The 19,056-nt window shown below is 70.9% G+C and carries 14 protein-coding genes; 8 read left to right on the top strand and 6 right to left on the bottom strand.

Features of this window, described 5'->3' with window-relative positions:
• The 3 genes from Q2100_RS09120 to galE form a co-directional block, all read right to left on the bottom strand.
• A partial coding sequence (locus Q2100_RS09120) for an EspA/EspE family type VII secretion system effector (RefSeq protein ID WP_302913764.1) occupies positions 1-372 on the bottom strand: 372 nt, incomplete at its 3' end.
• Positions 373-428: 56 nt separating this feature from the next.
• A complete protein-coding gene (locus Q2100_RS09115) occupies positions 429-2,180 on the bottom strand; it encodes a hypothetical protein (RefSeq protein WP_302913767.1) in 1,752 nt (583 codons plus the stop codon).
• Positions 2,177-3,169, bottom strand: a complete 993-nt coding sequence (galE, locus tag Q2100_RS09110) for a UDP-glucose 4-epimerase GalE (RefSeq protein ID WP_302913763.1) — start codon at positions 3,167-3,169, stop codon at positions 2,177-2,179. Before galE ends, Q2100_RS09115 begins: the two co-directional genes overlap by 4 nt.
• A gap of 109 nt (positions 3,170-3,278) precedes the next feature.
• Here galE and Q2100_RS09105 point away from each other — a divergent pair, with 109 nt between their 5' ends.
• Both Q2100_RS09105 and Q2100_RS09100 read left to right on the top strand, forming a co-directional pair.
• Entirely contained in the window at positions 3,279-5,066 is a 1,788-nt protein-coding gene (locus tag Q2100_RS09105) for an N-acyl-D-amino-acid deacylase family protein (protein ID WP_302913762.1), read from the top strand.
• A gap of 1 nt (position 5,067) precedes the next feature.
• The gene (locus tag Q2100_RS09100) at positions 5,068-5,661 is read left to right on the top strand and encodes a TetR family transcriptional regulator (RefSeq protein ID WP_302913761.1); all 594 of its coding nucleotides are present in this window, start codon (positions 5,068-5,070) and stop codon (positions 5,659-5,661) included.
• Here Q2100_RS09100 and Q2100_RS09095 read toward each other — a convergent pair.
• The 3 genes from Q2100_RS09095 to Q2100_RS09085 are packed head-to-tail and all read right to left on the bottom strand — an operon-like array spanning position 5,639 to position 12,146.
• Positions 5,639-6,904 (bottom strand): hypothetical protein, encoded by a 1,266-nt coding sequence (locus tag Q2100_RS09095; protein ID WP_407667601.1) that lies wholly within the window; start codon positions 6,902-6,904, stop codon positions 5,639-5,641. The two genes, Q2100_RS09100 and Q2100_RS09095, sit on opposite strands and share 23 nt — an antisense overlap.
• Entirely contained in the window at positions 6,901-8,235 is a 1,335-nt protein-coding gene (locus Q2100_RS09090; RefSeq protein ID WP_302913759.1) for a M1 family metallopeptidase, read from the bottom strand. Before Q2100_RS09090 ends, Q2100_RS09095 begins: the two co-directional genes overlap by 4 nt.
• The gene (locus Q2100_RS09085; protein ID WP_302913758.1) at positions 8,232-12,146 is read right to left on the bottom strand and encodes a Pls/PosA family non-ribosomal peptide synthetase; all 3,915 of its coding nucleotides are present in this window, start codon (positions 12,144-12,146) and stop codon (positions 8,232-8,234) included. Before Q2100_RS09085 ends, Q2100_RS09090 begins: the two co-directional genes overlap by 4 nt.
• 288 nt (positions 12,147-12,434) lie before the next feature.
• Here Q2100_RS09085 and Q2100_RS09080 point away from each other — a divergent pair, with 288 nt between their 5' ends.
• The 6 genes from Q2100_RS09080 to Q2100_RS09055 all read left to right on the top strand — a co-directional run bounded on the left by Q2100_RS09080 (position 12,435) and on the right by Q2100_RS09055 (position 19,056).
• Positions 12,435-13,511, top strand: coding sequence for a TerC family protein (locus Q2100_RS09080; RefSeq protein WP_302913757.1), 1,077 nt, complete (start codon positions 12,435-12,437; stop codon positions 13,509-13,511).
• Positions 13,512-13,547: 36 nt separating this feature from the next.
• Positions 13,548-13,952: a hypothetical protein gene (locus Q2100_RS09075; protein ID WP_302913756.1), complete on the top strand. Its 405-nt coding sequence runs from the start codon at positions 13,548-13,550 to the stop codon at positions 13,950-13,952.
• Between the two features lie 281 nt (positions 13,953-14,233).
• A complete protein-coding gene (locus Q2100_RS09070; protein WP_302913755.1) occupies positions 14,234-15,829 on the top strand; it encodes an aldehyde dehydrogenase (NADP(+)) in 1,596 nt (531 codons plus the stop codon).
• Positions 15,830-15,858: 29 nt separating this feature from the next.
• On the top strand, positions 15,859-16,794 hold the full coding sequence (locus tag Q2100_RS09065) for a 5-dehydro-4-deoxyglucarate dehydratase (RefSeq protein WP_264016166.1): 936 nt from the start codon (positions 15,859-15,861) through the stop codon (positions 16,792-16,794).
• Complete coding sequence (locus tag Q2100_RS09060) at positions 16,794-18,059, top strand: glucarate dehydratase family protein (protein WP_302913754.1); 1,266 nt, start codon at positions 16,794-16,796, stop codon at positions 18,057-18,059. Before Q2100_RS09065 ends, Q2100_RS09060 begins: the two co-directional genes overlap by 1 nt.
• A 67-nt stretch (positions 18,060-18,126) precedes the next feature.
• A complete protein-coding gene (locus tag Q2100_RS09055; protein WP_264016168.1) occupies positions 18,127-19,056 on the top strand; it encodes a LysR family transcriptional regulator in 930 nt (309 codons plus the stop codon).

Genomic DNA, 19,056 nt, shown 5'->3' with positions numbered 1-19,056 from the left:
CTTCATCAGCAGTTCGTCGCGCTGCTTGCCGGGCGGGACGCTGTTGGCGGCGTCCGTCACCCATTGCCGGACGGCATCGAGGTTGCCGCGGCCGGTGGTCACCACGTCGGCGGCCTGGTCGAGTTGGGCGGCCAGGCGTTGGTCGAGGTCGGCGAGCTTGGTCAAGTTTTCGCCGTGCTTCTTGTTGGCGCCGCCGTAGGCATCCGAGCCGGCTCCGGTCCACGTGTCACCCGGTGCGGCGGCCTGGACGTCCTCGCCGAGCTTGGAAAATGTCGGGCTGGCGTCGATCTGCGATCCGCCCTGCGGCGTGCCCTCACCGAAGGTGTTCCTGGCGTCGTTCCACGTCGCGTAGAAGCCGTCGAGTGCACTCACGGGCGCACCGGCCCGCAACCTCGCAAATCCATTTGCTCAGTATCCCGTACCCCCGACTACCTCGGTGCCACGAATCCGACGGGCCCGGGGGAGATGCACACCGACAGCGCCGCGGTGTTCGCCCGCACCTCGATCGCGTCGCCCGCCCCGGGCAGCCGCACGAACACCCGGTTCAATCCGGGCCGCACCGGCACCCTGGCCTCGCGTCCCTCCGGCAGCGACATCGTCAACGACCCGTCACTGTTGGCGAGGTAGTTGATCTCCGCCGTCCAGTCCGCCGGCAGCAGCGGCCCATCCAGCGGGATGCGCACCGGGGCGTCGGGCTGCACCAGGTATCCGCACTGCGGTTCCGGCCCGGGCCGGATCGCCCGCACCCACGTCACCAGCGCGTCGACCACCCGTCCCGTCCGGTCCAGCATCCGCAAGTCCGTTGCGGCATCGGCGAACTCGGGACGGTCCCGAACCAGCGCGAACATGTGGCTGGCCAGGTTCTCCGGCCACGCCACCCGCTGCAGGATCAGCGGATCGACCTCCTGGTCCAGCATCGTCTCGCCCGGACCGACGGCGGCCAGGCCCGATCTGGCGTTCGCCACATACGCCGGCACCGGGCTGTCCCGCCACACCGTGAGGAACGTCGCCGTCGAATACAGGCTGCTGCCAACGAAAGCCGCCACCGCGGCGACCACCACCACCGACCGCATCCGCGACGCGTCCAGCCACGCCGACACCCGGTTCGGCGCGCACAGCCCCACCGCCATCAGCATCGCCAGCACCACCACCAGGTCCGGGAAGTACCGCAGCGTCTGCGCCAGTTCGAGCGCCGTGAACTGCGACGAGCGCATCAGGTAGATCGGCACCTGGCACGCGACGGCGTAACCCACCGCCACCAACCAGACCGGTCCGATCCGCTGCTTGCGCGCCAATGACACCGCCACCACCGCGGCCAGCGCCACCCAGCCCAGCGCCATCGCCGCCACCGGCGGCGTCCCCCACGGTGACGCGGGCGCCCAGCGCTGCCACTCCCACGGCCCGCCCACCAGGCCCGGCACGATGCCGTGGGTGATCGAGCGCGCCAACAGGTCCCATGTCATCGCCAGGTCGGTACTCCACCGCTGCTGGTCGACCACCAGCACGTAGAGCGCGATCCACGCCGCCACCAGCGCCAGCGACGCGATCCACAACCGCTGTCCCCGCCGCCACACCGCGGCGACCGGCTCGCCACGCACATGCGCCAGCAGCGCCGTCACCGCGAACGCGACGAACGGGATCACGGCCGCCTTCTCGAAGAACAGCAGCCCACCGAAGAGCACCAGCACACCCGACACCGCGTACCGCGCACGCCCGGTGCGCACCAGCAGCACGGCGTCGGCGCTCGCCCAGGCCAGTGCCGCCAGCATCGGCAGTGAGTTCAGCGCCGCCGCCCACCATGCGAAGCCGGGCACCGCCAACGGTGTGAACAAGGCGAACGTCAACGGCAGCAACAACACCGGTCGCCAGCCCAGGATCACATGCAGCACCCGCAGCAGCGCCAGCGACGCCAGCGCCTGCAACACCATCAGGCTCAGTGCGGGTAGCACCCAGCTCCACGGGGCCACCCGCGTGATCGCGCCGGACAGCAGGAACGCCGCGGGCATCACGTGCCCGTCGTGGTCGTCGAACAGGAACGACGGCGACAGCAGCCCCGACGTCCCGGCCCGCCCGATCAGGATCAGGTCGTCCCAGTAGAAGTAGCCACCGAACGCCAGCACTCCGCGGAGCACCAGGTGCACCGCGATCAGCGCGGCGGCGAGACGCGCGACCCGGTTCAGCCGGCCCACTCCGCACCCGGCGCGGCCGCCCGCGCCGCAAGGCTCGCCCGCCACGCCGACGACACCATGTCCTGCAGGGTGTGCCGCATCTGCCAGTCCAGGTCGCGGCGCGCCAGGTCACCGGTCGCGACGATGCGGGCCGGGTCGCCGGGTCGCCGCGGCATGATCTCCGGTTCGAACTCGATGCCGGTCACCTCGCGGATCGCGGTCATGATCTCGCGCACGGAGGTGCCCGCCCCGCTGCCGAGGTTGTAGACCGGTTCGACGGGCAGGCCGTCGGCCAGTCGCCGCGCCGCCGCGACGTGCGCCAGCGCCAGATCGGTGACGTGGATGTAGTCGCGGATGCAGGTGCCGTCGGGCGTCGGGTAGTCGTCGCCGTTGATCCGCGGGATGCGGCCCTGGTGCAGCATCTCGAACACGACGGGGAACAGGTTGTGCGGGCTGGCGTCGTAGAGCGCGTCGGACCCCGACCCCACCACGTTGAAGTACCTCAGGCTGGTGTGCCGCAGGCCGCTGGCCCGGCCGAGGTCGCGCAGGATCCACTCGCCGATCAGCTTCGTCTCGCCGTAGGGCGACTCCGGCCGGGTCGGTGTCTGCTCGTCGACGACGTCGGTGTCCGGCGTGCCGATGGTCGCCGCGCTCGACGAGAACACCACCTTGTCCACGCCCGCACTGTCGGCGGCCTTGAGCAGCGTCACCATCGCCGACACGTTCTGCTCGTAGGTGTGCAGCGGACGCGTCACTGACACCCCGGCGTACTTGTAGCCCGCGATGTGGATCACCCCGCTGACCTCGTGGCGGCTCAGCGTGTCGAACACCAGGTCCTCGTCGAGGAGGTTGCCGCGGACGAACGGCACCGCGTCGGGCACGAAGTGCTCGATACCGGAGGAGAGATCGTCGATGACCACCACCGGCATGTCGGCGTCCAGCAGCGCGTGCACGACGTGCGAGCCGATGTATCCGGCCCCACCCGTCACCAGCCAGGTCATCGGCCCTCCTTCTTCCGTCGATCGGTCGGGCGCCAGGATATCCGGCAGAAAAGATTGCAAGTGCTCACTAACTGATCTACGGTGAGCGGAACCAACCCCGGGAGGCGCCATGCCCTACGACGTGATCATCCGCGACGGACTCTGGTTCGACGGGACCGGCGCCGCCCCCCGGGTGCGCACCCTGGGCATCCGCGACGGCGTGGTGGCCGCGGTGTCCGTCGGGCAGCTCGACGAGACCGGCTGCACCGACGTGATCGACGCCAGGGGCAAGTGGGTCGTCCCCGGCTTCATCGACGTGCACACCCACTACGACGCCGAGGTGCTGCTCGACCCCGGCCTGCGCGAGTCGGTGCGCCACGGCGTGACGACGGTGCTGCTCGGCAACTGCTCGCTGTCGACGGTGTACGCCGACTCCGAAGACGCCGCCGACCTGTTCAGCCGGGTGGAGGCGGTGCCGCGCAAGTACGTGCTCGGCGCCCTGCAGGCCCACAAGACCTGGTCGACGCCTGCCGAGTACGTCGCCGCGATCGACGACCTGCCGCTGGGGCCCAACATCGCCTCGATGCTCGGGCACTCGGACCTGCGCACCGCGGTGCTGGGACTGGACCGCGCGACCGACGAGCGGACCCGGCCCACCCGGGCCGAGATGCGCACGATGGTCGAGATGCTCGACGACGCCCTCGACGCAGGTCTGCTCGGCATGTCCGGGATGGACGCGGCCATCGACAAACTCGACGGCGAGCGCTTCCGCTCCCGGGCGTTGCCCTCGACCTTCGCCACGTGGAAGGAGCGTCGCAAGCTGATCGGGGCGCTGCGCCGCCGCCGCCGGATCCTGCAGAGCGCCCCCGACGTCAAGAACCCGCTGACCGCGCTGCTGTTCTTCCTGGCCAGCAGCCGCATGTTCGGCCGCCGCGCCGGGGTGCGGATGAGCCTGCTGGTCTCGGCCGACGCGAAGTCCGCCCCGGGAGCCGCCCGCGTGTTCGGGCCCGGCACCCGGCTGCTCAACGCCGTCCTCGGCGCCAGCGTGCGCTTCCAGCACCTGCCGGTGCCGTTCGAGTTGTACTCCGACGGAATCGATCTGCCGGTCTTCGAGGAGTTCGGCGCAGGCACCGCCGCACTGCACCTGCGAGAACAACTGGAGCGCAACGAGTTGCTCGCTGACCCGGACTACCGGCGCCGGTTCCGCACCGAGTTCGACCGCCGCGTCCTCGGACCGACGTTGTGGCACCGCGACTTCCACGACGCCAAGATCGTCGCCTGCCCCGACGCCTCGCTCGTCGGCAAGAGCTTCGGCGACATCGCCGACGAACGCGACTGCCATCCCCTCGACGCGTTCCTCGACGTGCTCGTGGAGAACGGTGAGCGCAACGTGCGGTGGACGACCACCGTCGCCAACCACAGGCCGCGCGAGCTCGACCGCCTCGCCGCCGAACCCTCTGTGCACATGGGCTTCTCCGACGCCGGAGCGCACCTGCGCAACATGGCGTTCTACAACTACGCGCTGCGGCTGCTCAAGCGCACCCTCGAGGCCGACCGGGCAGGCAGGCCGTTCCTGTCGGTGCAGCGGGCGGTGTACCGGCTCACCGCCGAGGTCGCCGACTGGTTCGGCGTTCCGGCGGGCACCCTGCGCGACGGCGACCGCGCCGACTTCGTGGTGATCGACCCGGCCGGACTCGACGACTCCGTCGACGGCTACCACGAGGCCGAGGTCGACTTCTACGGCGGGCTGAGCCGCATGGTCAACCGCAACGACGCCGCGGTGGCCGCCACCGGCGTCAACGGCGTGGTCGTGTTCCGCGACGGCGAGTTCTGCGACGGCTACGGCACCACGGTGCGGGCGGGCCGCTTCCTGCGCGCCGGCGCCGAACCGGTCAGCCGCGTGAAAACGCCTGTCTGACATGGCCAGAACGCAACAGCAGCGACGGACGGAGACCGTCAGCCGGCTCCTCGACGCCAGCATCGAGACGATCATCGAGGTCGGCTACGCGCGGGCGTCGGCCAAGGTGATCGCCGGCCGAGCGCAGGTCTCCGACGGCGCCCTGTTCCGGCACTTCCCGACCATGGGCGACTTCATGGCGGCGACGGCCTACGAGGTGATGCGGCGCCAGCTCGACCTGTTCACCAAGCAGGTCGCCGAGATCCCCGCCGACCAGCCCGCGCTCGAGGCCGTGCTGACGATCCTGCGCGACGTCACCGGCAACGACACCAACACGGTGATGTACGAACTGCTGGTCGCCGCCCGCACCGACGACAAGCTGCGGACCACCCTGCGCGACGTGCTCACCGAGTACGCCGCCAACATCGGTGACATCGCCCGCTCGCTGCCCGGCGCCGACGAGTTCCCGCACGACATGTTCGGCGCGCTGGTGGCCATGCTCACCAACACGTTCGACGGGGCGGCGCTGGTGCGGCCGGTGCTGCCGCAGCCCGAGATCGAGGCGCAACGCATCCGGCTGCTGGCCGCCCTGCTCAGTCCGCAGCCACCGGTCTGACGTCGGCACGGGCCAGCGCCACCAGGTGCACCGCGATGCCCACCACCGGACCGCACAGCAGCGCGACCACCGTCCGGGTCTCCAGGTCGAGCGGCAGCAGCAGCAACAGCACCGATGCGACCGTGGCGCCCACCCAGCCCACCGCGTACGCCCGGTGCAGTGCCGCAGCGACGGTGGCCGCACCGGTCAGCGTGAGCAGCGCGATCGCCACCGCCGCCGCGGTGAGCCACGCCAGCAGTGCCCCGTCGGCCCGGTATTCCGCGCCGAATGCGTTCTGCAGCAGCCACGGTCCCAGCAGGCCTGCGGCGATCACGCCGACCGTGCCGAGCGCGAGCACCGCGACCGCGGGTGTGACGAGGGCCCGCAGCCGCCGGTCCTGCTGATCGACGAAGTGGGCGATCAGATTGCCCTGCATGGCCGTCAGTGGCACCAGCAGCGGTGCCCGCGTCAGCGTCACCGCGAGGATCACCACGCCACCCGCCGCGCCGAGGTCCTCCGAGGTGGCCTTCAGCAGGACCGGGAAACCCATCACCAGGATCGCGCTCGCGCCGGCGGCCGTCACCGAATGTGCCGCACCCCGAAGAAAAGTGACGACTCCGCCGGGGGTGAGCAGGCGGGCCGCCGCCCGGGTCGACGGCGACGCCGCCAGCATGATCAGCCACGCCACCGCGCCGGCCACCGTCGCCCACAGGAATCCGACCAGGCCCCAGCCGAGCACGAACGTCGCCACCGCGACCACCACCCGGATCACGGCGTCGGTCACCATCAGCGACCCGTACTGCGTCCAGCGGTTCACCCCGGCGAGCATCCCGAGCAACGTTGCGTGCAGGCAGAATCCGGCAAGGCCGACGCTGAGCAGCACCACGCTCAGCCCACTCGACTCGACGAACACGTGCCCCGACCACAACGGCGAACTGCCTGCGATCAGCAGCGCCGTCACCACCCCCACCATCGCGGCCACCCGCATCGGCGGTGTGCGCGCACCGGTCGTGACCGCGAGGTGCCGCGACGAGCGGACCTCCCGGGTGGCCTCCTGCAGCAGGCCGTTCGCCGCGCCGGTCACCAGTCCGAACGCACCCCAGAACACTCCGAACACCGAGAAGCCCTCGGGTTCCAGCGCACGCGCGGCCAGGTACAGCACGGTGTAGCCGCAGAGGGCGGTCAGCGCCGTGGCGACTCCGACCCGGGCCACGCTGCCCCGGGTGACGGGCCCGGTCGCGGGCGCCCCGCCGACGTCGGTCACAGCTTCGGCAGGTCCTTGGAGTACAGCCACGCGTCCCACAGTGGCCGCAGCGAGTCCCGCGCGTAATTCGCGGCCAGGCCGGTGAAGTCGTCGGTGAAGGCGGTGCTGTGGCGGTGCCGGGCCGTCCAGTCCCGCAGCAGGGCGAAGAAGTCGTCGTCGCCCAGATGGCGGCGCAGCACGTGCAGCGTCAGCGCGCCGCGCTTGTAGACCCGGTCGTCGAACATGTCCCGCGGGCCGGGGTCGGCCAGCAGCAGGTTCTCCGGCGAATCCGCCAGCCGGTGGTGGTAGTGCCGGGCCCACTCGTCGGCCGAACGGCCGCCGGAGTTCTCCGACCACAACCACTCCGCATAGCAGGCGAACCCCTCGTGCAGCCAGATGTCGCGCCACCGCCGCACGGTCACCGAGTTGCCGAACCACTGGTGGGCCAGCTCGTGGGCGATCAGCCGTTCGGAATTACGGTGCCCGTCACAGTGATTGGCGCCGAAGATCGACATGCCCTGCGCTTCGAGCGGAATCTCGAGGTCGTCGTCGGTGACCACCACCGTGTAGCCCGACGACAACGGATACGGGCCGAACAACTTCACGAACAGCTTCATCATCTGCGGCTGATGGTGGAAGTCGTGGTCGAAGTGGTGGCGCAGCCGCGGCGGCAGCGCGGCGTGGATGGGCACCGGCGACTTGGCCAGCCGGTGCCGCTCGTACATCCCGATCTGCAGCGTCACGAGGTAGGTCGACGTCGGCTCGGCCAGCTCGTAGGTCCACACCGTGTGCGCGGCGCGGGTGCGCCGGGACACCAGCTCGCCGTTGGCCAGCACCCGGTAGGGGCTGTCGGCGCTGACCTGGATGCGGTAGCTGGCCTTGGCGGCGGGATGGTCGTCGCAGGGGAACCACGACGCCGCGCCGTTGGGCTGCCCGGCGACCAGTGCGCCGTTGGACAGCTCCTCGAAACCGACGTCGCCCCAGTGGGACCGGATCGGCCGCGGGTTGCCGCCGTAGCGGATCTCGACGGTCATCGCCGCGCCGGCGGGCAGCGCCGCCGACAGCACGATGCGCAACTTCCCGTGCGCACTGCCGAACTGCGCAGGCCGCTTCCCGTTGACCGACACCTTGCTCACCGACAGCGCGTCGGACAGGTCGAGGGTGAAGTCGCGCAGCGCCGCGAGCGTCACCGCGGTGATGGTCACCGTGCCAGACAGCCGGTTGATCGCGACCTTGTACTCCAGGTCGAGTTCGTAGCGCGACACCCGGTAGCCGAAGTTGCCGTTGCGCGGCAGGTACGGGTCGATCACCGGCGCCGACGACTTCTTGGCGGCCTTCTTCGCACGCGTCACGCGGCGCTGTCCTGTCGGCTGTCGGTGGCGTCGCGGCGTTTCTTGCGCGAAAGAATCCAGGGTGCAATGGGATTGCCCTGCCAGCGGCTCGACGCAGGCACCTCGTCGCCGCGCATCACCAGTGAGCCGGGGCCCACCGTCGACCCTGCGCCCAGCCGGGCCGCGGGCAGCGCCACGCAGTGGGTGCCCAGCGTCGCACCCCGCTCCAGCACGACGGTGTCCATCCGCATGATGCGGTCGTGGAACAGGTGCGTCTGCACCACACAGCCGCGGTTCACCGTCGCGCCGTCGGCCAGCGTCACCAGGTCGGCCTCCGGCAGCCAGTACGTCTCGCACCACACCCCGCGGCCGATCGTCGCGCCGAGACCGCGCAGCCACAGGTTCATCACCGGTGTCCCGCTGGCCGCCCGCGCGAACCACGGCGCCGCCACCGTCTCCACGAACGTGTCGGCCACCTCGTTGCGCCACACGAACGACGACCACAACGGATGTTCGATGGCCGTGATCCGGCCCACCACAAGCCATTTCGCGATCACCGCGATCGCCCCGGCCACCGCGCCCGCGACCAGCAGCACCACGCCGGAGGCCAGCGCGGTCCACAAATGGCCGAACCGGATCACCAGCGCCTGCAGCGCGAACAGCACCGCCACGCCGATCGAGAACGACACCAGCACCGGGATCAGCCGGCAGGTCTCCACCGCCGCCCGCATCAGCTTCAGCTTCAGCGGCGGATCGAACGTGCGCAGGGCGTCGGCCGCAGTCGGCTTGCGCCGCAACCGCACCGGCGGACTGCCCAGCCACGACGAGCCCGCCTTGGCCTTGTGCGGGGTGGCTGACAGCACGGCCACCAGCCCGTCGTCGGGGACCTTGCGGCCGGGCTGGGTGATCCCGGAGTTCCCGAGGAACGCCCGCTTGCCGATGGTCGCCTTCGCGACGTGGATCCAGCCGCCGCCGAGTTCGTAGGACGCCACCATGGTGTCGTCGGCGAGGAAGGCGCCGTCCTGCACCTCGGTGAACTTCGGCGTGAACAGCGCCGTCGAGATCTCGGTGCCGCGGCCCACCTTCGCGCCGAGGATGCGCAGCCACGACGGCGTCAGCAGGCTGGCGTACAGCGGGAACAGGTAGGTGCGGGCGGCGTCCATCAGCCGTTCGGTGGCCCAGACCTGCCAGCCCGTCCGGCTGCGCACCGGGTGGTAACCCTCGCGCAGACCCAGCGACAGCAGCCGCACCCCGGCGACCGTCAGCGCGGCGTAGGCGACCAGGGCGGCGAGCATCGCCACCGGCGTCCACAGCGCCGCCACCGGGAACGCATCCCCCAACGAATCGGTGTGTCGCACCGCCCAACCCAGCACAGCGAGGCCAACCGTGAGGGCGGCCAGCGGCAGCGCGCCGAGCAGCATGGAGGTCACGCCGTAGATCGCCACCCACAGCGGCGCGCGGCGTGGCCGGTGATCGGGCCAGGGGTGGCGGGCCTTGCCCGACTTCACCGCGGGCGAACCCTTCCAGTACTGGCCGTTCTTCACCTTGCCGACCACCGCCGATCCGGGGGCGACGTCGGCGTTCTTACCCACCACGGCGCCCGGCAGCAGGGTGGTGCGGGCGCCGATCGTCGCGTCGTTGCCGACCGTGATCCGGCCGACGTGGAAGTGGTCGCCGTCCACCCAGTGGCCGGACAGGTCGACCTCCGGCTCGATCGAACAGCGGTGGCCGAGGCGCAGCATCCCCGTCACCGGCGGCGAGGAGTGCAGGTCGACGCCCTTGCCGACGGTGTTGCCGAGTGCGCGGGCGTAGTAGACCAGCCACGGCGCGCCGGCGAGATTCTCCGCGCCGCTGGCCTCGGCGAGCCGCTCGGCCAGCCACACCCGCATGTGCACCGGTCCGCCGCGACGGTAGGTGCCCGGTTCGAGGCTGCCGATCAGCATCCGCGCGCACAGCACCGCGATGCCCATCCGGCCCGGCGGGGACACGAACAGCACGAAGCCGGCCAGCACCCACCACCAGTTAACCGGCGTCGCCCACGGCACCAGGTCCGACGCAGCGGCGACATTGTTGACCAGGGCCAGCCACACGACCCACTGCAACCCGGTCAGCGTGGCCAGCGGCAGCGACAGCGCCACCTGAACCAGCTGCGTCAGCCGGGGTGTCGGCGTGACATCGCGGGTGACGACGGCCGGCGGCGGGGCGAGCTCGTCGAGGTAGCCGGCCAGCGACCCGAGCCGCGGATGGTCGTACAGGTCGGCGACGGTGACGTGCGGGTAGCGCTGCCGCAGCGCGGCCACCAGCTGCGCCGCCGACAGCGACCCGCCACCGAGGGCGAAGAAGTCGGCCTCCGGCCCGTCCACCGGCGCGCCGAGCACGTCGCGCCACAGTCCGGCCAGCCATCCGGTGGTGCCGCCCAACTCGGCCGCCACGTCCTCGGGCTCACCGGGCGGCGGCCAGGGCAGGGCGTCGCGATCGACCTTGCCCGACGTGCGGGTGGGCAGCTCATCGAGCAGCACCAGGCGAGGTACCAGCGCCGCGGGCAGCGACTCGGCCAGCGCGGCGCGGGCCGCCGAGACGTCGAAGGCGGGGTCGGCGCTCGCGATGTAGCCGACCAGCAGGGGAGTGCCGCTGGTGGTCCTGCGGACGGCCGCCGCGCCGCCGCTCACACCGGGCAGGTTGACCAGCGCCGAGTCCACCTCACCGAGTTCGATGCGGCGCCCACCCACCTTGACCTGGTCGTCGGCCCGGCCGACGAAGTAGAGGCCGTCGGCTTGCAGCCGCACCAGGTCGCCACTGCGGTACGCCCGCGACCAGCCGAGCGTCGGCATCGGCGCGTACTTCTCGGCGTCCTTGTCCGGATCGAGGTAGCGGGCCAGGCCGACGCCGCCGATCACCAGTTCGCCGATCTCCCCGTCGGCGACCGGGACACCGTTCTTGTCCACGACGGCGAGGTCCCACCCGGCCAGCGGGAGCCCGATGCTGACCGGCCCGCGGCCGTCCAGCCGCGCCGCGCAGGCCACGACGGTCGCCTCGGTGGGCCCGTAGGTGTTCCACACCTCGCGGCCGTCGACCGCCAGCCGCTCGGCGAGCTCCGGCGGGCACGCCTCGCCGCCGAAGATCAGCAGCCGCACCGCCTCCAGCGCCTCGGCCGGCCACAGCGCGGCGAGCGTCGGCACCGTCGACACCACGGTGATGTCCCGCGACACCAGCCACGGGCCGAGGTCCATGCCGCTGCGCACCAGCGACCGCGGGGCCGGCACCAGGCACGCGCCGTGCCGCCAGGCCAGCCACATCTCCTCGCACGACGCGTCGAACGCCACCGACAGTCCGGCCAGCACCCGGTCACCGGGCCCGAGCGGATTGTCCTGCAGGAACATCCGCGCCTCGGCGTCGACGAACGCCGCCGCGTTGCGGTGGGTGACCGCGACACCCTTCGGTGTGCCGGTCGATCCGGAGGTGAAGATGATCCAGGCGTCGTCGCGGCTCAGCGGGGCGGCCGCGCGCCAGCCCCGCGACTCGCCGGTGGCGCGCTGCAGTCCCCTCTCGGTGATCACGGCCACCACCCCGGCTTCACCGAACACCAGGGCGGCGCGCTCGTCGGGGTCGTCGGCGTCGACCGGCACGTAGGCGGCGCCGGTGGCCAGCGTCGCGAGGATCGCCACGTAGAGCGCATAGCTGCCCGACGGCATCCGGATGCCGATCCGGTCACCACGGCCGATCCCGCGGGCCGCCAGCCACGCGACGCTCTCCTCGATGTCCGCGACCAGCTCGGCGTACGTGAGTTGCACGGTGCCGTCGTCGAGCGCCGGCGAGTCCGGGAACCGGCCCGCCGTCTCGTGCAGGATGTCGATGAGCGTGCGCGGTTCCGGAGCGAACGGCGACAACGCATATTGAGCGGGTATTTCGTGCCCCGGGTCCGCTGCTGTCACGGGTACAAACTACTCAGCGCGGCCGCCTCCGGTCGGCGGCGCGGCGGCGTGTGGTGACTATTGCGGGTTGCGGGGTATACGCGCTTGGATCGTGACCACGATCAACGCAGACCCCGATTCGCCTCCACCAGCCCGGGCAGGCACAATCGGAGCCGGAGGGGAGTATTCCTTCGCCGCGGTGTCGTCATTACGTCGGCCGTCATCGGCCGACCGGTGCTGCGGGCCCCGCGCGTCATGCGCGGCGGCGGAAGAGACCTCCGGCGTGTTTGACGACCGGAGGTATGTCGAGTGAACGTTTCCGCCCTGGAGTGGGGCATCACCATCGCGGTGACGGTCGCGGTGCTGCTGTTCGACGTGGTGGCCATTGCCCGCAACCCGCACGAGCCGAGCATGAAGGAATGCTCGATCGCGCTGTCGGTCTATGTCTCGCTGGCGGTGGTCTTCGGGGTCTGGGTGTGGTTCTTCCACGGCAGTGACTTCGGGATCGAGTTCTTCGCCGGCTGGCTGACCGAGTACAGCCTCTCGGTGGACAACCTGTTCATCTTCCTGATCATCATGGCCAGCTTCAACGTGCCGAAGAAGTACCAGCAGGAAGCGCTGATGGTCGGCATCATCCTGGCGCTGATCTTCCGCGGCATCTTCATCGCCCTGGGCGCGGTGGCCATCAACAATTTCTCGTGGGTGTTCTACATCTTCGGCGCGTTCCTGGTGTACACGGCGGTGCAGCTGGCCCGCGACAGCGACCACGAGGACGACGGCGACAACGCCGTGGTGAAGTTCGCACGCAACCACCTCACGCTCACCGACCGGTGGGACGGGCTCAAGCTGTGGGTCAAGGAGGACGGCAAGCGGCTGATGACGCCGATGTTCCTGGTGATCGTCTCGCTGGGCACCACCGACCTCATCTTCGCGCTCGACTCGATCCCGGCGATCTACGGCCTGACCCAGGAGCCGTACCTGGTGTTCACCGCCAACGTGTTCGCGCTGATGGGTCTGCGGCAGCTGTACTTCCTGCTCGGCGGCCTGGTCAAGCGGCTGGTGTACCTGTCGTACGGCCTTGCGTTCATCCTCGCCTTCATCGGCGTGAAGCTCGTCCTGCACGCCCTGCACGAGAACGAGCTGCCGTTCATCAACGGCGGCGAGCACGTGCCGGTGCCGGAGATCCCGACGCTGCTCAGCCTGGGCGTCATCATCGTGACGCTGATCATCACGACGGTCGCCAGCCTCTACAAGACGCGGGGTAAGAGTCCCGAAGAGGTCGAGGGGATGCAGGACTCGAAGCTCGTCACCACCGACGAGTCCGCGACCGACACCTCGGGCGACAACTCCGGCGACAGCGGTTCGAAGAGCTTCGATTCGCGCTGAGCGCAAGCCTCGACGCGGGGCCCGGCTGCTCGTACGTTGGCTGCCGTGCGGCTTTATGTGGCAGACGGTGACTGGCAGGAACTGACGACCGGCGAGCAGCGGGCCGTGCGCGTGGCCGCGACCGATCTGCAGCAGGCGCGCCGCGCCAGGACGCGGATCAGGGCCGACCGGGCGGACGTCGCGGTGATCCTCGACGTCACCGTCGCGGTGGCCGCCGACTACCGGGCCGCGCGCGGCGCGCTGCAACCCGTTGAGGCCGCGACGACGCTGCAGTACGCAGGCACCGTCGACGGGCTGGCCGGGCTGGTGGCCGACATCGAGACCGCCGGCGTGGCGGACGGCGTCACGCTCATCGCGGCGTCGGCGGATCAGGACGTCCGGGCCGTGGGGCGTGACGTGTTGCGTCGGCTCGCCGCGCGCGACGAGCTCAGAGCGTCATAGGCGTCGCAGTCTTGGCGTCGTTTTTGCGTCCAGGGTCGTGATTCCGCCGGCGCAACGACCGTGGGTGCAAAAAGCAGCGGGCTGCCCGCGAGATAGCGGTGAGGGTCGTGGACTCGGCACGTTGACGACCATGGGTGCGCTTTCGCGGAGGCGTGGCCGCGCGCAGTCTTGGCGTCGACCGCGAGATAGCGTGCTCACACGCCACCCCCGATTCAAAGCCGGTATGAATCAACCCTGAAACGGACTTAGACAAGCATTTATCCGCGTTCTACCGTGGGTGCATGACATCCACAGTGACGTCTGGTGAACTCACCGGCCAGCTGCTGATCGCGGGGCAGGCGGTCGACGGCTCCGGCGCCGAGATCCGCGGCTTCGATCCCAACACCGGCGCCGAGCTCGAGCCGGCCTACCGCTACGGCGACGCGTCGCACGTCGACGCCGCCTGCGCCGCGGCCGCCGACGCCTTCGCCGAGTACCGCAGCGCCCCCGCCGAGAAGCGGGCCCAGTTCCTGGAGGCGATCGCCGAGCGCATCGAGGCCGTCAAGGACTCCCTCGTCGCGCGGGCGCACGCCGAATCCGGACTGCCCGAGGCGCGGCTCACCGGCGAGGTCGGCCGCACCACCGGACAGCTGCGGCTGTTCGCCGCGGTGGTCCGCGAGGGCAGCTGGAACGGCGCCCGCATCGACCCGCCCATGCCCGACCGTGCGGTGCCGCGACCCGACATCCGTCAGCGCTTCGTCCCGCTCGGACCGGTGGCCGTGTTCGGCGCGAGCAACTTCCCGCTGGCCTTCTCCGTCGCCGGCGGCGACACCGCGTCGGCGCTGGCCGCCGGCTGCCCCGTGGTGGTCAAGGGCCACGACGCCCACCCGGGCACCTCAGAACTCGTCGGCCGGGCGATCACCGCCGCCGTCGCCGACGCCGGCTTCCCGCCGGGCACCTTCTCGCTGCTGTTCGGCGACGGCCCCGAACTCGGCGGTGCGCTCGTCAAAGACCCGCGCATCAAGGCCGTCGGCTTCACCGGCTCCCGCACCGGCGGCCTGGCCCTGGTGGCCGCCGCCGCAGCCCGGCCCGAACCCATCCCGGTCTACGCCGAGATGAGCTCGATCAACCCGGTGTTCCTGCTCGAGGGCGCGCTGGCGACCCGCGCCGCCGACCTCGGCCGCGAGTACGTCGGTTCGCTCACCCTGGGCGCCGGTCAGTTCTGCACCAATCCGGGCCTGGTCATCGCGATCGACGGACCCGACCTCGACACGTTCATCGCCGCCGCCCGTGACGCCCTCAGCGCGAGCGCGCCCACCGCGATGCTCACCCCGCGGATCGCCGACACGTACCGCCAGGGCGTCGACGCACTGGCCGCCGAGGCCGACCTGATCGCCCGCGGGTCGGCGGACAACGCACCGAGCGTGTCCTGCCGTTCGGCGCTGTTCTCCACCGACGCCGCCAGCCTGCTGGGCTCGGAGGCGTTGCAGGCGGAGGTGTTCGGCGCCTCGGGGCTCATCGTCCGGTGTGCCGACATCGCCGAGATGCAGCGCGTCGCCGCCGGGATCGAGGGCCAGCTGACCGCGACGGTGCAGGCCGACGACTCCGACGTCGAGCAGGCGGGCGCACTGCTGCCCACGCTCGAGCTGAAGGTCGGCCGGATCCTGTTCAACGGCTGGCCCACCGGCGTCGATGTCGGCCACGCGATGGTGCACGGCGGACCCTTCCCCGCCACCTCGGACTCCCGGACCACCTCGGTGGGATCCCGGGCGATCGAGCGCTTCCTGCGCCCGGTCTGCTATCAGAACGCACCGAAGTCGTTGCTTCCCAGTGCGATCGCCGACGGCAACCCCGACCGGCTCTGGCGCCGCATCGACGGCGAACTCACCCGCGACTGACCCCCTCACGATCGATCTAGGAGCAACCCATGCTTGACGGCGTCCTGTTCTTCCCCGTCACCCCGTTCACCGCGGCAGGCGAGGTGGACACCGAGCGCTTGGCGCAGCACATCGCGACCGGCGTCGACGCCGGGCCCGGTGGCGTCTTCGCAGCCTGCGGCACCGGCGAATTCCATGCGCTCGACACCGACGAGGTGCGCACGGTGGTTCGCACCACGGTGGACGTGGTCGGCGGCCGGGTGCCGGTGTACGCCGGTGCCGGCGGCTCACTCGCGCAGGCCAAGTCGTTCGCCAGGGCCGCCGCGGAGGCCGGCGCCGACGGCCTGCTGCTGCTGCCGCCCTACCTGGTGGAGATGCCGCAGGCCGGGCTGGTGGCCTACACCCGCGCCGTCGCCGCGGTCACCGACCTGCCGCTGATCGTGTACAACCGCAACAACGCCCGGTACACCGAGGCCTCGGCCGTGGAGGTCGCGCAGATCCCGAACGTCGTCGGATTCAAGGACGGCACCGGCGATTTCGACCGCGTCGGCCGCATCGTGCGCGCCGTCTACGATGCGCTGGCGCCGTCGGGCAAGCCGTTCCAGTTCTTCAACGGCCTGCCCACCGCGGAGGTCTCGCAGCAGGCGTTCCGCGCCATCGGCGTGACGCTGTACTCGTCGGCCACCTTCGCGTTCGCGCCCGACCTGGCGCTCGCCTTCTACCAGGCACTCGAGACGGGCAACGAGCAACTCAGCGAGGCGCTGTCGCGCGCGTTCTTCCACCCGCTGGTGCGGTTGCGCGACAAGGTGCCCGGTTACCCCGTCGCGCTGATCAAGGCCGGCGTCGCGCTCGAGGGTCTCGACGCCGGACCGGTGCGGCCGCCGCTGATCGACGCCGCCCCCGAGGACGTCGAGGAGCTCCGCACCATCATCGCCGCGGGCCGCGCGGTGCTGGCCGAGGCACTGGCCGCACCCTCGGTGCGCTGATGTCGGGCCGCCCGATCCGGATCACCCGCGCACGCATCACCCCGGTCGCCTTCGCCGACCCGCCGCTGCTGAACACCGTCGGTGTGCACCAGCCCTACGCGCTGCGGGCGATCGTCCAGCTGGACACCGATGCCGGCCTGACCGGGTTGGGCGAGACGTACGCCGACACGAAGCATCTGGAGCGGCTGACCGCTGCGGCGGACGCCATCGTCGGTCAGGACGTGTTCGCGCTCAACGCCATTCGCGCCGCGATCGCCGACCGGTTGCACGGTGACGACGCCGCGGTGGGCACGGCCGGCATGATCACCTCGGCCAGTGCGGTCGACCAGGTGCTCTCGCCTTTCGAGGTGGCCTGCCTCGACGTGCAGGGCCATGCCACGGGCCGGCCGGTCTCGGACCTGCTCGGCGGGGCGGTGCGCGACGCCGTGCCGTTCTCGGCATACCTGTTCTACAAGTGGGCGGCCCATCCCGGCGGCGAGCCCGACAGCTGGGGCGACGCGCTGTACCCGGATCAGCTGGTGGCGCAGGCGCAGCGGATGATCGCCGAGTACGGCTTCACCGCCATCAAGCTCAAGGGTGGCGTGCGGCCACCCGAGGAGGAGATGGCCGCCATCGAGGCGTTGCGGGTGGCCTTCCCGGACCACCCGCTGCGGCTCGACCCGAACGCGGCGTGGACGCCCGAGACGTCGGTGAAGGTCGCGACGGGACTGGCCGGCGTGCTGGAGTACCTCGAGGACCCCACACCCGGCCTGGACGGCATGGCCGAGGTCGCGCGGCAGTCGCCGATGCCGCTGGCCACCAACATGTGCGTGGTGGCGTTCGACCAGCTGGCGCCCGCGGTGGCGAAACAGTCTGTCGGCGTTGTGCTCTCCGATCACCACTACTGGGGTGGCCTGCAGCGGTCGCGGCTGCTCGCCGGCATCTGCGACACCTTCGGACTCGGCCTGTCCATGCACTCGAACTCGCACCTCGGTATCAGCCTCGCGGCCATGGTGCAGCTGGCAGCCGCGACACCGAACCTCACCTACGCCTGCGACACGCACTGGCCGTGGAAGACCGAGGACGTCGTCGAGCCCGGCGTGCTGCGGTTCGTCGGCGGCGCGGTGCCGGTTCCCACCACACCCGGCCTCGGCGTCCGGATCGACGAGGACAGCCTCGCCGCCCTGCACGAGCAGTACCTGCGCTGCGGCATCCGGGATCGTGACGACACCGGCTACATGCGCAGCATCGATCCGACGTTCCGGGCGGGCAGCCCGCGCTGGTGACCCGAGCGGGTCTACGCTGATGCACTGACGCCTCCATGGCGGCGGCGGTGATTCAAGGAGTGCATCGGTGTTCTCGCTCGCGCGGTTGTCGTGCTTCATCGCGGTGGCCGAGGAACTGCACTTCGGCCGTGCCGCGGAACGGCTGCACATGACCCAGCCGCCGCTGAGCAGGCAGATCCAGCAGCTGGAGAGCGAGCTCGGCGTCCACCTCATCGACCGCACCACGCGGTCGGTGACCCTGACCCCCGCGGGTGTCGCGTTCCTGCCCGACGCCCGCCGCATCCTTCAGCTGGCCGAGGGCGCCGCGCAGACCGTGAAGCGCATCCCCGCAGGCGATCTCGGCACCGTCGTGGTCGGCTTCACCGCCGCGTCGGCGCACGCGGTGCTGCCCCGGCTGCTGGACCGCACCAGGGAGCGACTGCCGGACGTGAAGCTCGACCTGCGGGAGATGGTCACCGCCGCACAGGTCGAGGGCTTGATGACCGGCGAGCTCGACCTGGGCATGGCGCGGCCGCCGCTGAAACGGCCCGGCCTGGTGTCGCGGCCGCTGCTGCACGAGCAGCTGGTCGCCGCGCTGCCCAGCGGCCACGACCTCGTCGGCCTGGGCCGCCAGCTCACCCTCAACGACCTCGACGGCCAGGACGTGGTGATGTACTCGCCGGTGCAGGCTCGGTACTTCAACGAGCTGCTGATCAGCACGTTCACCATCGCGGGCGCGACGCCGCGGTACGTGCAGTACGTGACGCAGGTGCACACGATGCTGGTGCTGGTGCGTTCGGGAATCGGGATCGCGCTGGTGCCCGCGTCGGCGGCGACACTGCATCCTGAGGGCGTGGTGTTCCGGTCGATCGGCGCGTTCCGGGAGCGACCCGTGGAGCTCGACGCGGTGTGGCGTGGCGACAGCTCCAATCCCGCGCTGCTGCGGCTGCTCAAAGATGTCCTGCCGCAACGCGAATGGACCACCGATGACCTGCTGGAGACCTGGTCGACGGCGTAG

The sequence above is a fragment of the Mycolicibacterium arseniciresistens genome, from assembly GCF_030519285.1.
GTDB classification, from domain to species: domain Bacteria; phylum Actinomycetota; class Actinomycetes; order Mycobacteriales; family Mycobacteriaceae; genus Mycobacterium; species Mycobacterium arseniciresistens.
Note: the sequence above shows the minus strand (reverse complement) of the source record. Positions and strands in the feature narration are given on the sequence as shown.